This window comes from Rhodococcus sp. 05-2254-5, from assembly GCF_002258575.1.
In the GTDB taxonomy this organism is placed as follows: Bacteria; Actinomycetota; Actinomycetes; order Mycobacteriales; family Mycobacteriaceae; genus Rhodococcoides; species Rhodococcoides fascians.
Genome location: NZ_NOZG01000007.1, coordinates 165531 through 179875 on the forward strand (window position 1 = coordinate 165531; position 14345 = coordinate 179875).

Sequence of the window (14345 nt, forward strand, 5' to 3'; positions counted from 1 at the left end):
TGGCACCCAGTAAGTTCGAGGATCAATGCGCTGGTCCGGGTGGTCATCGGGCCGCCCCAGCTAGTGGAATGGCCATGATATTCCGGTTGACGGTTGGTGCATAACGCGAGAAATGCTCCTCCTCGTGTGGCCCGCAGAGATGGGTTGGTCGTGTGCAAGGCTTTCGCAGCGCGCGTGCACGTGTCATCTGTGCCACGATCGAGCCGCGAAGAGGTGCCCCGCCCCAAATGTTCGTCGACGAGGAATGCCCGCCATGAAGACTGCTCGACTCGGTGTTGTCAGTGGACTGCTCACCACCCTGGCTCTCGCGTTCACAGCGGCCACCACCGGCACCGCGGCCGCAGCGCCACTTCCCTTGGTTGGCCCCGGTAGTGGGTTCGTCACCACCGGTGGGCTCGACGATCTCACTGTCTGTTCCATCGCGGCCGTCGGGCACGACGACGCGGGCCGGTTGGTCGCCCTCACTGCCGGACACTGCATCCTTCGGCCGGGACTTCCCGTCACGCTCGTCGGCTCGCCCACGGCCCCGGTCGGCACCACCGCCGTCGGGCATTGGGGCCCGGATTACGGCGTCATCGTTCTCGACCCCACCAAAGTCGTACCCGTCAACAGTCTGGGAGGAATCACCGTCACCGACATCGGTACCGGATCGGTGGGGCAGCCCGTCTGCAAGACCGGGCTCGGCAGCGGAGTGACATGCGGCAGCATCGTCGACGCGCGCGGCAGCGACCTGATGTCCGACGCGCTCACTGTCTGGTCCGACTCCGGTGGACCTCTGGTCGTCGGCACCACCCTCGTCGGCATCACGAGCCACGCCTCCGGGGTGCCGCTGCTCAGTCCCACCGCGTACGCGTCGGCGGCGGAATCTGTTCGGCTGCTGAATCAATCAGGTGCGCCGGGGGCCGGCTTCCGTCCGGTGTGAGCCGGTGCGCTAATGCCCCGACGTCGTCCCGTGATGGAGATGGTCGAGCGAGATCTCGAATGCAGCATCCAGGCGCACGTGGTCGTTCGTCAGGAGTAGGTCCAGTTGCAGGCCGCGGATCTGAGCAAGAAACAGCGTTGCCCGCGGGATGGCTTGTTCCTCGGTCCATCCATCTGCTCGAAGTCGGTCGGCGATCAGTTCCACCCAGTTCCCGATCATGAACTCGGACAGGTCGTCGCCGGTCAGGAAGCTTGCGGCGGCGCAGTTGGGCGTGTGGTGGCGAACAGGGCCGCCGTAGCGAACACCACTTCGGTCGCCGCGAGAGCAAAAGCGGCCGTCGAGCCCGGCATAGCCGTAACGGGGTGCGCTGTCGCTAACGCTCCATGATGACCGAGGTGAGATCCCGTCGAGCTCATGTTCTGGTGGAGGGCAATCATTGCGATGTTCATGATCGCTGTCAGGGCCCATCCAGTGGGCGTCGGTCTCTTCCACAGATGCCATGCGCAGTAGATACACCCGAGAGCCATCACGGCAAGAAGTGACGTGTGCACGATGCCGTGGCCAGCTATGCCTCCCGTGTGCACTGCTGCAGAGGCGACGGCCAGGACGGACCCCGCCCGCCCCGCCCATACTCGGGCGGGGCGAACGGGGAGAAGCGTCTCCATGGTCACTCCTCGGAGCAGCAGTGCTTCGCCGTGGACGCCGGCGCATTCAAGGTGGGGTTGCGATCGAAGAATCCCACCGGCTTGAGCTTGAATCCGGCGTAGTCGACCGGCATGACCGGCCAGTCCTCGGGCCGCGGGAAGTGCGTCAGCCCGAAGGTGTGCCAGAGAACCAAGTCTTCACCCTCGACATTGCGATCGTGTACGACATAGGCGGGCAGGCCACTGTTTCCGGGGTGTTGGTTGACGAAATCACCTGCCGGATAACGTTCCTTCTTGTCGTACGGTGTGACCCACAGGTGCTTGGTCGCGAACGCTGCGCGGGAAGCGATGGAGCTGCTGGGATCGGCAAGCAAGACCGGTTGACCTTCGGGATGCAGCGCGTAACCGACGTCCTGGCCGAGTCTGTTCTGCTTCTCCGGATTGGTGATGTGCCAGACCCGGGCTTTTGAATTGTCGGCCAGACGCTGCCCGTCGGCCTCGCTGCGAATCGTGGTCTTCTTGGGACGAAACGCGTTGCCCCACGGGTTGTCCGGGCCGATCGGCACCGGCACCGCGTCCACCTCGGTGACCGTGTTGGTCTGCCCGTCGACTTCCATGTCCAATCTGGCCGAGAACAGGTGCTGATGGAATGGTGCGCCCAGACCGGGGGCCATTTCGGTCGAGAAGCCGTCCTCGCCTCGGTAGGCCGAGGTGAACACGATTCCGGTGGCCTTGGCTTCGAGCTCGATGGTGCCGTCGAGGTAGAGGTACCAGTAGAAACCGTAGTCGTAGTTGCCGATGGTCAGGAAGAACGAGATGACCAGTCGGCGTGATCGTCTCGTCTCGGCCATACCGTTGAACAGGTCGGTGTGCTTCCAGAGGATTCCGTAGTCTTCCTCGTGCAGGCAGATCGCGTTCTTCATGACCTTGGGATGCCCGGATTCGTCGGCGACGGTGACGTCGAAGTACTGGATCTCACCGAGGCAGTCACACCCCAGTTCCAGGGCGTTGGTGTAGCGGCCGAACAGGTACTCACCCTGATCGAAATAGTTCTGCCAGTACCGCACGGGCGAGGGGTCGGCGTAGGGGACGACCATCTCGGCTATCGAGGCTCGGTAGATGACGGGTCGCTCGATGCCACCATCGTTGAACGAGAGCTGATGCAGCGTCAGTCCCTCTCGGACATCGAAACCGAACTTGAACTTCCAGTCGGCCCAGGTGATTTCGTTGCCATCGACGGAGAAACTTGCTCCGTCGGGTTGGGTGATCTCGATCGGCTTGAGGTCGGTACGGGTGGTGGAGGCGTGCGGTTCGGCGTTCCACTCGCCGCGTTCGGCCGGAACAGGCAGTACGACGTCGTCGACGACCTTGAGAATTTTGCGTCCGGTGAGGTCGACGTAGGCCACGACGCCGTCGATCGGGTGCGCCCAGGGCAGATCCGCCTCGTCTTCCTGGTAGAAAGCCAGCACTCGAACGATGCGGCGGCCCACTTCGTCCTCGTGCCCGAATACCCCGGCCGAGAGGGGAACTGCGCGCACTTTCGACGGGTCGAGCGAGCGGAGTTTCATGGCAGCAAGCCAGTCTGCACTCTCGAGCATGAACGATTCGATGTCGTCGAATTCGGCATCGAGAATGGGTACGTGCCCGTCGTTCGCGGTATCGATGATGGTCGATGTGACGACTTCCCCTGCGGTCACCGAGACGATGTTGTCGGTTCCGATTCCGGTGGCACCGTCCAGGAGTAGTGCCCGAACCCGTCGGTCGATGTCCAACCCGGGTTCGAAGGCGTGCACCACCGATTTTTCTGGTTCGTCGAGACCGACGTAGACGAACTGCGTCGACGTCGTCACGAGCCCGGCTTCGCTGAGAATTTCTCGTGCAGTGGTGATTTCGTCGGCAGTCAACGTACTCAGCGGGTGCGTGACGGTCCGTTGAGTGATGTCAGAGTCGAGCATTGTCATCGTGCGGGTTCCTTGTTCTGTGTGGAGTCGATGGATGCAGCGTGTGGACGAAGGACGGCGACGACGACGCCCCCGAGGAAAACTCCGACGAGGAGTACGGCGATGAGCGCCGCGAGAGTGGTCGAGCCGCCGACCAGCAGCGGCAGGTTGATGACTGTCATCACCAGTAGCGCGGCCAGTCCAACGAGCCCCAGTAGCGGTGCGACAACAGTGTTCCAAGGGCGCGAGATAACGTCGTTGCGCTGGAAATAGACGAGCACGGCCACCGAGGTGATGGTCATCAAGGCGACGATCCCCACCGAGGACACACCGGCGAACCACGCGAACACCTCGGTAACGGGGTCGAGCCCGGCGACTGCCGAAACCAGCACGAGGACCAACGCGGACACGGTCTGAACGACGGATGCAATGTAGGGGGAAGAGTGCTTGACGTGGGCACGTCCGCATCGAGCGGGCAGAGCGGAACTGTTCGCCAGGGAGAAGATGTAGCGTGCGAGCACGTTGTGAAAGGCGAGCAGAGCCGCGAAGAGACTCGAGATCAGCAGGATCTGAACCAGGTCGCCGGCGACCGCGCCGACGTAGCGGGTCGCGGTCTCGGTAATCATTCCTTCGGGATTGTCCGTGGCGATCGCGACGGCACCGTCATCGCCCCACGCGCTCACCATGGCCCAACTGGAGACAGCGTAGAACACGCCGATGATGATCAGGGCCAGGTAGGTGGCTCGCGGGATCGTACGTGCGGGGTCGCGAGCCTCGTCGCGGAAGACGGCAGTCGCCTCGAATCCGATGTAGCCTGCGATAGCGAAGATCAGCGCAATTCCCGGTGCGCCGGAAAAGAATTCGCCGGGGTTCAGCGCGGCGGTGGACAGTCCGGTCTCTCCGCCACCGTGAGCGATCACGGCGGCGTCGATGACCAGCACGACGCCGACTTCGCAGATCAACAGAACGCCGAGGATCTTGCCGGACAGGTCGATGTGGCGGTAGCCGAGTGTGGCGACCACTGCCATCACGGCGACGGCATATGCGTACCACGGTATTTCGGGCCCACCGTGGGTGGTGACGAAGTCGTTGATCGCGGCACCCATGTATCCGTATACCGCACCTTGCACGGCCGTGTACGACAGCAGTGCAAGGAACGCCGAACCGAGGCCGGCATGGCGGCCCAGACCACGTGTTATGTAAGTGTAGAAGGCACCGGCACCAGGTACGTGCTTGGCCATCGTCGTGAAGCCGACGGCAAAGAGCAGCAGAACGACCGTGCACACGACGTACGACGCGGGGTACGCTGCGCCGTTTCCGACGGCGATGCCCAACGGCACGGTGCCGGCGATGACGGTCAACGGGGCAGCGGCGGCCACGACCATGAAGACGATGGCACCTGGTCCGAGCGTGCCGCTCAACGTCGGCGGGCCCCCGTTCGGGGCGGCGCGACCCGCGGCGGAAGATGTTGTTGTCATGGTGTTCTCGTATCTTTCGAAAGAGTAGGAGGTTCGTGGACACAAGCGTGGTCGGCAGATTGGTCGAAGCAATTGCCGGCGCGTCACAGTTGCTCGACAGCGAACGGGAGCGGTGGGTGACGAATTCTCATTCGCATCGAGGCGGCCGTAACATCACCCACCCCGCACCGTCTCAGAGTGAGATATTCACCGACTTGCCCTGGGTGTATTCGCCGATGGCACCCTCGCCGAGTTCACGACCCCAACCGGACTGCTTGTAGCCCCCGAAGGGCAGGGCGGTGTCGAAAGCGTTGTGGCAGTTGATCCACACCGTCCCGGCCTTGATTTCTGCGGCGACATCGTGCGCCTTGGACACATCGCGCGTCCACACGCTGGCCGCCAACCCGTACGGAGTGTCGTTCGCTGCAGCCCGCACACCTTCGCTGGGTGAGAACGGGACTGCGACGGCAACGGGTCCGAAGATCTCTTCCTGATAGACGCTGAAATCGTTCCGCACGTCGACCAACAAGGTGGGCTCGACGTAGAAGCCATGCTCACCGTGGCGCTTTCCGCCTGCAAGTGCACGAGCGCCGTCGGCAATACCTGCGTCGATGTAACCGGTGACCTTGCCGAGCTGCTCTCCCGAGATGAGTGGGCCGATGTCGTTGGTCGGGTCCATGCCCGGCCCGATTTTCTGTGAACGTGCGAAATCGGCGATACCTTCGGTGAATTCGTCGAAGATTCGATCCTCGATCAACAAACGTGTTCCCGCGGTGCAGGCTTGCCCGTGGTTGAACAGGAAACCGCTGGCAACCCCAGGTATGGCCGATTCCATATCGGCGTCTGCGAAGATCACCTGAGGACTCTTGCCGCCGAGTTCGAGTGAGACCTTCTTCAAATTTCCCGAGGCGGCCTGCACGATCTTCTTGCCGACCTCGGTCGAACCGGTGAAGGCAACCTTGTCCACGTCCTGGTGGGACGACAGCGCGGCCCCGGCATCGCCGAAACCGGTGACGACATTGAAGACACCATCGGGAATACCGACGTCCGCGATGACTTCGGCGAGCAGTAGAGCCGTCAACGGCGTCTGCTCGGCCGGCTTGAGGACCAGGGTGTTGCCGCACGTCAGGCCAGGTGCGACCTTGAACGCGGCCATGACGAGGGGAAAGTTCCACGGAATGATCTGCGCGCACACACCGATCGGTTCGCGCAGTGTGTAGGCGTGGAATCGGCCACCCGGAGCCCACGGCACCGACACCGGAATCGTGCGTCCTTCGATCTTCGTGGCCCACCCGGCGTAGTAGAAGAAGATCTCGGCCGCCCACGTGACATCGACTGCCTGAGCGACAGCCACGGACTTACCGTTGTCGATCGACTCGAGCTGCGCGAACTGCTCGGCCCGAGCGAGGATGCCCTCCCCGATCTTCCACAACAAACGCTGGCGTTCCGCAGGCGTGACCCGCCGCCACTCGCCGGAATCGAACGCCCGGCGAGCCGCCGAGACCGCACGATCTACGTCCTCGGCCCGGCCATGTGGAACGGTGGTAATCGCCTCTCCCGTAGCAGGGTCGACCGTCTCGAACGTTTCTCCAGAGGCGGCGTCGACCCAACATCCGTCGATGAACATCTGTTTGGGCGTGGAGATGAAGTCTCGTACATCGGAACGAAGACCGGTTGGTGAGCTCGTTACTGAAGTCACGGATTTCCTTACAGTCGGATCGAAAGTTACTGAGGCAGAGTGTCGTTGGGCCTGAATAACCTGGCTCGTCAGGCGTCCCGAAACCGACAGTAGAACAATGCGTGCTCCAGGTCACCGCAAATTTCGAGTGAGTATGTGCCCCGAAGTAATTCTCATTCGACTGCAGGAAGCATTCTCATTTCGAGATGCGCACCGCGACCATGTCAGGGGCACTTCCGATGTGCCGACCGGCGGCATTCGCGTCCCGGGTGCGCTCGCATTCTCATTCGAGGCAACCAAGCGTTCACTGCTTTCGCAGATTCGTAACCAACGGACGGGCTATCGTGCAGCATCGACCGCCGCGTCGGATCGTGACCCAGAGAAGAGGTGCCCAGTGAACAAGAAAATGTCGATACGGACTCGTTCACCGGTCGCGGGACTCGGACGGGCACGACTGACGTTCGCGCAGGTGCTCGCTCAATCGGTGTCCGCCGTGGCTCCCTCTGCGGTGATGGTGACCCTCCCGGCGCTCGTGATTCCGGACGCCGGAAGAGCAACGATCGCGGTCTTCGCTGCTGCCGCCCTGTTGGTGACCTTGGTGGGCTACAGCGTCGGGGTGTTCGCCGAGCGCATGGTCTCGGTGAGCGGCCTGTACAGCTATGTTGCCAAGGGGCTCGGCGCAGTTCCCGGTTTCGCAGCCGGGTGGTCGTCGGTCATCGGTTATGCCGCAGCAGCTATGGCGAGCGTGCTCGGTGCAGCCAGTTATTCGACTGTTCTTCTCGGTCGACTGGGGGTGCAGACAGGAACGGCGACGGTGGCCTTCCTGTCGGTTGTCGTGGGCGCGGTGGCCCTGATCTTGATGATTCGAGGCATCCGCTTTTCCACTCGCATCACTCTTGCCGTCGAAGTATTCGCGATCGTGGTCGCGGCCGTAGTGCTGGCAGTCGTGTTCGTTCAGACCGTCGGCGGGGTTCCGGCAGGTCCGGATCCGCCGGCGGGGGAGGGCAGCCCGGCCAGCATCGGATTCGTTGTCCTGCTTGCCATCACGTCCTACGTAGGTTTCGAGAGCGCGGGAACGGTTGCGCGCGAGGCTCGCAACCCGCTCACGTCGGTGCCGCGTGCGATCAGGTGGACGCCGATCGTGCTCGGTGTGCTGTACGTGGGCGCGGCGGGCGCGCAGCTATCAGCTCCCGTGCACCAGAACGAGATGTTGGCCATGGTGTTGACTCTGCCGGATTCGTCCGGCGCAGCGGCCGGCGCGCTGTCGGTCATCATGGAACTCGGGATCACTGCCTCATGGTTCGCATGCGTGCTGGGATCGACGACAGCATTGTCGCGCATTCTGTTCGCGATGGGACGCGAAGGCGTCGCACCGACCGCCATGGGGCGCACACATCGACGGTTCGACACCCCGCATGTCGCTCTCGCCGTGGTGATGCCGGTGATCGTCGCAGTACCGGTGATCTACCAACTGTTCGCTGCATCGACCAGAGAGGTCCTGTTGGGATTGTTGACAGTCTCAGCGCACGGATATGTCGTTGCGTACATCTTGGTGTGTGTCGCTGCACCGAGCTTTCTGCGCAGAATCGGCGAGTTGACGATTGTCCCTTTGCTCGTTTCGGGAGGGGCAGCACTTCTGTTGGCCGCGGTGGTGGTGTGGGCAGCGGTGTCGCCGGCCTACACGTCGGGCGTGGGAACAGCTGTGTACTCGGCACTGATCGCCGCGGGTTTCGGAGTCCTTCTCGTTCGGTGGCGGGCCGAACGCGGGGTGTTGGAACGGGTGGGTGTGTACGACGAGACAATCGCCGACGACGTCGTATCTCGGTACCGTCCGTGGGAGGTGCGCAGTTGAGCGGCGGAGACAGCTCGTTCTCGGGCCGACAACCGAAGGCGGTCCAGAGTGCATTGAGAGTTCTCGAGGCCGTGGCCAGAGGCGGTACCGGTATCACGGCGAAAACCGTTGCTGCCGAGCTGGACCTGCCGTCGGCCACCACGTACCGACTACTGAACATCCTCGCTGGGGAGGGATATCTTGTACGTCTGCCGGACCTGTCCGGATTTGCGCTCGGTCACAAAGTCGGAGTGCTGATCGACGCAGCAGTAGCACCGACGGTGTGCACTGCAGCAAGGGAGCTGCTCGCCGAATTCAGACTCACCGTGCGGTTCGGCGTACATTTGGCCTACTTCACCAACTCGGGCATCCGGATCGCGGACGAAGACCCCGAATACCCACTGCAGCACGACGAATCGTTCCTCAATCGGAACCTGCACGCAGGCGCCCTCGGCAAGATGCTTCTCGCCGAGAAGGACGACCCCCTGTCGCTGCTATCGGCATCCGGATTGGCTGCGATCACGCGCGCGACCATAGTGACGCGTAGCGAACTGGCAGCATCGTTGACCACGGTCCGAGCGGAGGGGTTCTCACAACAGGTCAACGAAATTGCCTTCGGCACTGCATGTATCGCCGTGCCGCTGAGAACCCCATCCGGATCGCTGTTCGCCGGTCTCGCATTGTCCGGTAGTGCCCAGCACGAGCACGCGTTGCGGCGTTGTGTCCCGTCGATGGTCGAGACTGCAACGCGATTGGTGCCACTGCTCGTCTGAGGTTCCCAATCGGCAATGGACTACGAGACCGGCATCAAATTGCGGCCGAAGAAGTCAAGCGGTTCATCATAGGAATTGTCGATCAACGAAGAACCACCCATCCCCATTCGTGCTGAACCGGATCGAAACAAGAACACACGAGCCAGGCTCCAGTGAGCCGGGGTCGCCGTCCGATCGCTGCGCGCAACAGCGCGTAGTGAACTACCGTCCGATAGGTGGACTTGGGAAGAACCGGATTCGGAGATCGAATCAACAGGCTGTTGACGCACCATGCCGACAAGGCCGGCGAGTCCCTCAACACCTACGCACGTCGGGCAATCATCACTCGCCTCGTCACCGAACTCGAACGAGAGTCCTCACCGGAAGTGGCCGCCGTGCTCGCGGACGCCCGCAGCTTCGAGTACGAGAACATCGAGTTGTCCGACCCTGATTCGACGTCGCTTCCGCAGACGTACCTGCAGATCGGCGACGTCGACCGTCTCGCCGCGGTACGAGCTACGGGCATGATCGGCAGTTCTCGTGACGAGCAGTTCGACAAACTGGCCCGGATGACACTGCGAGCCATGGGAGCACAGGGTGCGTCGATCTCGTTCGTCGACGATCACACGCAATTCATCAAAGCCAGCGTCGGAACATCGGGAACGGCAGCGCAACCACAGACCGTAGCGGTGGAACGGTCGGCGTGCCGTGTCGTGGTGGAAACCGGCGAAACGCTGGTAGCGCAGGACATTCGAGAGCATGCGCTATTGAGGGATCATGCGACTGCGGATCTGATCGCCTATATGGCAGCGCCGATCAAGTCCGACGCGGGTTTCACCGTCGGAATGCTGGATGTGTGGGACTACCGGCCACGTAAATGGACGTCGGGCCACGTGAAGACCCTTGAAGACATCGCCTGGCTCATTCAACAGCGAATTCGTTGACAGCAGCGCTGTTTCGACAGTGACAATGCTTGCGTTGCACGCCGGGAGAACGTGAAGGGTGATATGTCTTCGCTGTACGAAATGTCGACTGCCGAACGGCGTCACCGCTCTGAGGACATGAAACGTGGAAGGACCGGATATCGAGTCGAACTCGCGCGGATCGACGATGACGATATCGACACCGCAGTCAGTGAAAGCCCGCTTCGGGAGGAACGTATCGGATCGAATACGGAGCAACTCTGTTCGTACGATCCTCACCGTTCTTTTCGACGCGCTCGCCGCCGCCATCGGCGTAGCCGAAGGCGTCCAGTGGCGCTCCGGTAGCGTCTCTGCATTGGGGTGGTACCCATGGTTGTTCGTGCCCACGGTCTTGGTGCTGCTCGCGTCGAGAAAGCTCTACCGACGTGGGCTTCGACGAAACTTCATCGATGAAATCGGCCCGGTGCAATCCGCCGTCGCTTTCGCGACCCTGATCACGCTCGCCCTGATTCTGGCCATCGAGACTCCCTATCGCCCAGGTGCGGTCATGGTCCGTGTGTGGCTGTGCGCAGCTGTTGCGCTCGCGATCGCGTGCCTGGCACGGGCGTGGGGGCAGCGCTGGCTTCGCGCGAAGCACCATGCGAGTGCACCGACTGTCATCGTCGGTAGTGGTCCCGTCACAGAGCAACTGGCGCGCAGAATGAAGCAGTCCTCCGAATATGGGATGGATCTCGTCGGGACAGTCGACTCCTCGCCCGACGTCGACCCCTCTGTGCAACAGGGGCTTTCGTATCTGGGACCGCTCACCGACCTGACTCGAATACTCCGAGCGCATCGGGTGGAAGAGGTGGTGATCGCGTTCGCGTCGGCTCCGCACGAACAAATAGTCGACGCGATCCGTGCGGCACAGCATGCCGGTGCCCGCGTCTGGCTCGTACCCCGCATGTTCGACACCGTCGGAATGCACGCGCGCATAGAGCATCTGGGCGGGCTGCCCCTGATGGTGTTGCGGCACGTCGACCCGAGGGGGTGGCAGTTCGTCCTCAAGGGCGCGCTGGACCGCGTCACTGCGGGACTGGCTCTGCTGCTGCTGTCGCCGGTGTTCCTTGTGCTCACCGTGCTGGTACGGGCGAGTTCCCCCGGGCCCATCTTTTTCGCGCAAGAACGAATCGGCCGAGACGGAGTTCCGTTCGACTGCTTGAAGTTCCGATCCATGCGGCCACCACGTGACTCCGATGCAGACTTCGTCCGGACCGAGGGAGCGGCACCCGGCGGTGTGGAAGGCGTGGATCGACGCACCCGGATCGGCAAGATCATGCGGCAGACCTCGCTCGACGAGCTGCCGCAGCTCATCAACGTGCTGCGCGGCGACATGAGCCTGGTCGGCCCCCGTCCCGAGCGGCCGGAGTACGTCGATCTGTTCGCAGCGCAGATCAGACGCTACGGAGAGCGACATCGCGTCAAAGCAGGTCTCACCGGATGGGCTCAGGTGAACGGACTACGCGGTCAGACCCCCATCGCGGATCGTGCGGAATGGGACAACTACTACATCGAGAACTGGTCCCTCCGGCTCGATATCAAGATCGTCTTTCTGACGTGCATCGCCGTGCTCAAGAGGTCGGAAGACTGACCCAAGCGTCCGTCATCGGCCTTTCGCCGCGCGTACGCGTGCGGCCTCGCGGACCGCGCCGACATTCGCCTTGCCCTGCCGCGATCCGGCGAGCTTGGCGGCGATGTGATCGCGTACCGACACCGGCTCGTAGGCCAGGCCGGAATCCGCGTCCAGGTGCGACGGCAAGGTGGAGATCACCGCGTCGACATTGCCGTCGTGGAAGAACGCTGCCGACCGCCGACGCACGATGGTGCCGTCGACGACGGGTGGCTTGACGCGATGCAGAGTGGACAGCCACCGGTCGTTGGTCAATCGCGCAGTGAGGTCTCCCAGGTTCACCAACAGCGCGCCGTCGCGAGGAGTGACGTCGTGCCACACGCGGTCGGTACCCAGCACCTGAAGACCGGCCACCTGGTCGGCCCACAACACCGTCACGATCCCGAAATCGGTGTGCTCGCCCATCCCGGTGAGGTCACCGTCGAGGGTGACCGTGCCCTCGGGCAGGGCGTAGTTGTTCATCCGCAGCACGTCGATCGAGTGGTCGGTGAGCGTGTCGAAGAAGTCGACCGGTAGCTCGAGTGCCGCAGCGAAGATTCCGGTGAGAGTGCGGGCGACCCGAGACGCCTCGGCAAAATATCTGTCGACGTCGCGGCGAAAATCTGGCAGCTCGTCGGGCCACACGTTGATCCCGTAATCCGATTCGTCCAGATCGAGGGAGTCGAAGGACCGCGCTTCCACCCCCACATTGAATGCCTCGAAGAAGTCGTTCATTCGCGACGCCGACTCGACTCCCACACTGAGGCTCAATGATTCGCTCTTCGGCGGGCTGTATCCACGATTCGCGTCGGGTATCCGGTACTCGTTCTTGGTCGCAAGCGGCAAAGCGAAGAACGAGTCGATGGATCGCGCCAGACCGTCGAGCACATCGTCTCCGATGCCGTGCCCGATGATCTGCATGAATCCGGAACGGGTGCAGGCATCGTCGATCTCGGCCACCACACGAGCTCGGGCCCCCTCATCGGCCGTACTGCCCGAGACGAAGGGGCCGATGTCTATCGTGGGGATCTCGAACTCGTCTGCACGGTGATCGGACATCGGCGTTCACACTCCTGTAGTCCTGGCTGCTGAGCCGACAATTTACCGCCTCAGCACGCATTCTCGCGCGTCGATGCCTCGGCAGCGATCCGGCGTGGATCGTTCTCGGGCAGTGACTCGATGAGCACGCGACGCGGATGCGATGACGGTCCGGTGATCAGATACTTCTGACCGGGTCGCACTCGTGCGGCCTCTGCGACCAGTTCCGGATCGGTCGGAGTCCCCGTGTCGTGCTCTCGCAGTGCGTCGTTCTCTCGCAGTGCGTCGGCGACGATGCGGCGTGGGTCGTACTGCCTGAGGTCCAACGACTCCCACTCGCTGCGGCGCAGCGGGACGCCCATCTCGGCCTCCGCCGTGCTGCGGGTGCTGTCGACGAAGTGCCGCAGCGTGCGCACCGCCCGTCCGAGTCGGTGGGCGTAGCCGGGCAGTCTCTGCGGGCCGAGGACGAACCCCGCAATGATCGCGACGAGGAACAATTTCTCGAATGTCAGGCCGAACATGATGAATTCTCCTGTGCAGTAGCACGTCTGGACGATCGTCTGTCGTGTATCTCGGTGATCGCGAGAGCCGCGCCGAACAGGGTGACCATCGGCAGCGCGACGAGGAACATGGACAGCACGTCGGCCGCGGGGGTGACCAGCGCGCTGAACAGGGCGATCGCCACCACGCTGACACGCCAACTGCTGCGCAGCCTGTGCGCGGAGACGATGCCGAGGCAGTTCAGCATCACCAACACTGCCGGCAGGACGAAGGCGATACCGGTTGCCAGCACGATCTTCATGACGAAATCCACGTAGTACGACGCGTTGAGGATGGTGCTGTCCTCGTCGGAGGAGAAGCCCGCGAGCACGCTCACCATACGAGGGAAGATGGTGAACCCGAATGCGCAGCCGGCGACGAACAGTGGGGTAGCAGCCGCGGAGAATCCGAGAACATACTTTTTCTCGCGACGGGTCAATCCTGGAGTGAGATAAGCGAAGATCTCCCGCAACCACACCGGACTCGACACGAGAACGCCGGTGAACAGTGCGATCCGCAGCTGGAGATCGAATGCGCCCGTGACGGTCTCGAAGTTGAGGCTGGCCTGGCGGGACAGCGCCAGTTCCTCGACGGGGCCGCGGAGGATGTCGAGAATCCGATCGGAGGTCGCGAAGCCGATCATGACGCCGACGAGCAGCGACACCGCCGCACGGATCGCACGGCGACGTGCCTCGCGCATGTGCCCGGCAAGGGGCATCGCACCCCGCACGGCGGTGGCTGCGGTCATGAGGCGTGTCGGTACGGAACCGGGACCGAGACGTCGTCGGGCGTCGCCGATGTCTTCGCTTTGTCCTCACGCACTTCGTCTTTCAGGATGCGCATCGACTGACCGACACCCTTGGCGAGCGAGGGGAGTTTGGTCGAACCGAACACGAGCAGAACGATGGCGAGAACGACGAGGGCGTGCCATCCAGTGAGGTTGTGCAACATGATGTTTCCTTCGGTGGGTAG

The 14345-nt window shown here is 62.8% G+C and carries 13 protein-coding genes; 5 read left to right on the forward strand and 8 right to left on the reverse strand.

Annotated elements, in window-relative coordinates:
* The first annotated feature begins 253 nt into the window (after window positions 1-253).
* Window positions 254-922 (forward strand): hypothetical protein, encoded by a 669-nt coding sequence (locus tag CH278_RS06065; protein WP_094621433.1) that lies wholly within the window; start codon window positions 254-256, stop codon window positions 920-922.
* 9 nt (window positions 923-931) lie between these two features.
* On the opposite strand, the gene CH278_RS27380 is transcribed toward CH278_RS06065, so the two are convergent.
* From CH278_RS27380 to CH278_RS06090, 4 genes are all read right to left on the reverse strand, one after another.
* The gene (locus tag CH278_RS27380; RefSeq protein WP_179274463.1) at window positions 932-1423 is read right to left on the reverse strand and encodes a hypothetical protein; all 492 of its coding nucleotides are present in this window, start codon (window positions 1421-1423) and stop codon (window positions 932-934) included.
* A 166-nt stretch (window positions 1424-1589) separates the two neighbouring features.
* Entirely contained in the window at window positions 1590-3527 is a 1938-nt protein-coding gene (locus CH278_RS06080; RefSeq protein ID WP_094621435.1) for a primary-amine oxidase, read from the reverse strand.
* Window positions 3524-4984, reverse strand: a complete 1461-nt coding sequence (locus CH278_RS06085; protein ID WP_032366964.1) for an APC family permease — start codon at window positions 4982-4984, stop codon at window positions 3524-3526. Before CH278_RS06085 ends, CH278_RS06080 begins: the two co-directional genes overlap by 4 nt.
* Before the next feature lie 172 nt (window positions 4985-5156).
* Entirely contained in the window at window positions 5157-6590 is a 1434-nt protein-coding gene (locus CH278_RS06090; protein WP_373557322.1) for an aldehyde dehydrogenase family protein, read from the reverse strand.
* Window positions 6591-7047: 457 nt separating this feature from the next.
* Here CH278_RS06090 and CH278_RS06095 point away from each other — a divergent pair, with 457 nt between their 5' ends.
* The 4 genes from CH278_RS06095 (at window position 7048) to CH278_RS06110 (ending at window position 11777) form a co-directional block, all read left to right on the forward strand.
* A complete protein-coding gene (locus tag CH278_RS06095) occupies window positions 7048-8493 on the forward strand; it encodes an APC family permease (protein ID WP_094621681.1) in 1446 nt (481 codons plus the stop codon).
* Window positions 8490-9245: an IclR family transcriptional regulator gene (locus CH278_RS06100; RefSeq protein WP_032367380.1), complete on the forward strand. Its 756-nt coding sequence runs from the start codon at window positions 8490-8492 to the stop codon at window positions 9243-9245. Before CH278_RS06095 ends, CH278_RS06100 begins: the two co-directional genes overlap by 4 nt.
* 215 nt (window positions 9246-9460) lie before the next feature.
* The gene (locus CH278_RS06105; protein WP_094621437.1) at window positions 9461-10168 is read left to right on the forward strand and encodes a GAF domain-containing protein; all 708 of its coding nucleotides are present in this window, start codon (window positions 9461-9463) and stop codon (window positions 10166-10168) included.
* Between the two features lie 166 nt (window positions 10169-10334).
* Window positions 10335-11777 carry a sugar transferase gene (locus CH278_RS06110; RefSeq protein ID WP_094621682.1) on the forward strand — a complete coding sequence of 481 codons (1443 nt, stop codon included), beginning with the start codon at window positions 10335-10337 and terminating at the stop codon, window positions 11775-11777.
* A 12-nt stretch (window positions 11778-11789) separates the two neighbouring features.
* Here CH278_RS06110 and CH278_RS06115 read toward each other — a convergent pair whose 3' ends face one another.
* From CH278_RS06115 to tatA, 4 genes are read right to left on the reverse strand one after another with little or no spacing between them, the layout of a single operon-like run.
* Window positions 11790-12854 (reverse strand): isopenicillin N synthase family dioxygenase, encoded by a 1065-nt coding sequence (locus tag CH278_RS06115; protein WP_094621438.1) that lies wholly within the window; start codon window positions 12852-12854, stop codon window positions 11790-11792.
* Between the two features lie 50 nt (window positions 12855-12904).
* A complete protein-coding gene (locus CH278_RS06120; RefSeq protein ID WP_094621439.1) occupies window positions 12905-13354 on the reverse strand; it encodes a preprotein translocase in 450 nt (149 codons plus the stop codon).
* A complete protein-coding gene (gene tatC, locus CH278_RS06125) occupies window positions 13342-14121 on the reverse strand; it encodes a twin-arginine translocase subunit TatC (RefSeq protein ID WP_094621440.1) in 780 nt (259 codons plus the stop codon). Before tatC ends, CH278_RS06120 begins: the two co-directional genes overlap by 13 nt.
* Entirely contained in the window at window positions 14118-14324 is a 207-nt protein-coding gene (tatA, locus tag CH278_RS06130; RefSeq protein ID WP_032366957.1) for a twin-arginine translocase TatA/TatE family subunit, read from the reverse strand. The genes tatC and tatA overlap by 4 nt, the downstream gene beginning before the upstream one ends.
* Between the last annotated feature and the right edge of the window lie 21 nt (window positions 14325-14345).

Bases quoted from the DNA above. Each gene is read 5' to 3' on its own strand.
- CH278_RS06065 (WP_094621433.1), top strand. From the start codon at position 254: ATGAAGACTGCTCGACTCGGTGTTGTCAGTGGACTGCTCACCACCCTG.
- CH278_RS27380 (WP_179274463.1), bottom strand. From the start codon at position 1,423: ATGGCATCTGTGGAAGAGACCGACGCCCACTGGATGGGCCCTGACAGC.
- CH278_RS06080 (WP_094621435.1), bottom strand. From the start codon at position 3,527: ATGACAATGCTCGACTCTGACATCACTCAACGGACCGTCACGCACCCG.
- CH278_RS06085 (WP_032366964.1), bottom strand. From the start codon at position 4,984: ATGACAACAACATCTTCCGCCGCGGGTCGCGCCGCCCCGAACGGGGGC.
- CH278_RS06090 (WP_373557322.1), bottom strand. From the start codon at position 6,590: ATGTTCATCGACGGATGTTGGGTCGACGCCGCCTCTGGAGAAACGTTC.
- CH278_RS06095 (WP_094621681.1), top strand. From the start codon at position 7,048: ATGTCGATACGGACTCGTTCACCGGTCGCGGGACTCGGACGGGCACGA.
- CH278_RS06110 (WP_094621682.1), top strand. From the start codon at position 10,335: ATGACGATATCGACACCGCAGTCAGTGAAAGCCCGCTTCGGGAGGAAC.
- CH278_RS06115 (WP_094621438.1), bottom strand. From the start codon at position 12,854: ATGTCCGATCACCGTGCAGACGAGTTCGAGATCCCCACGATAGACATC.
- CH278_RS06120 (WP_094621439.1), bottom strand. From the start codon at position 13,354: ATGTTCGGCCTGACATTCGAGAAATTGTTCCTCGTCGCGATCATTGCG.
- tatC (WP_094621440.1), bottom strand. From the start codon at position 14,121: ATGACCGCAGCCACCGCCGTGCGGGGTGCGATGCCCCTTGCCGGGCAC.
- tatA (WP_032366957.1), bottom strand. From the start codon at position 14,324: ATGTTGCACAACCTCACTGGATGGCACGCCCTCGTCGTTCTCGCCATC.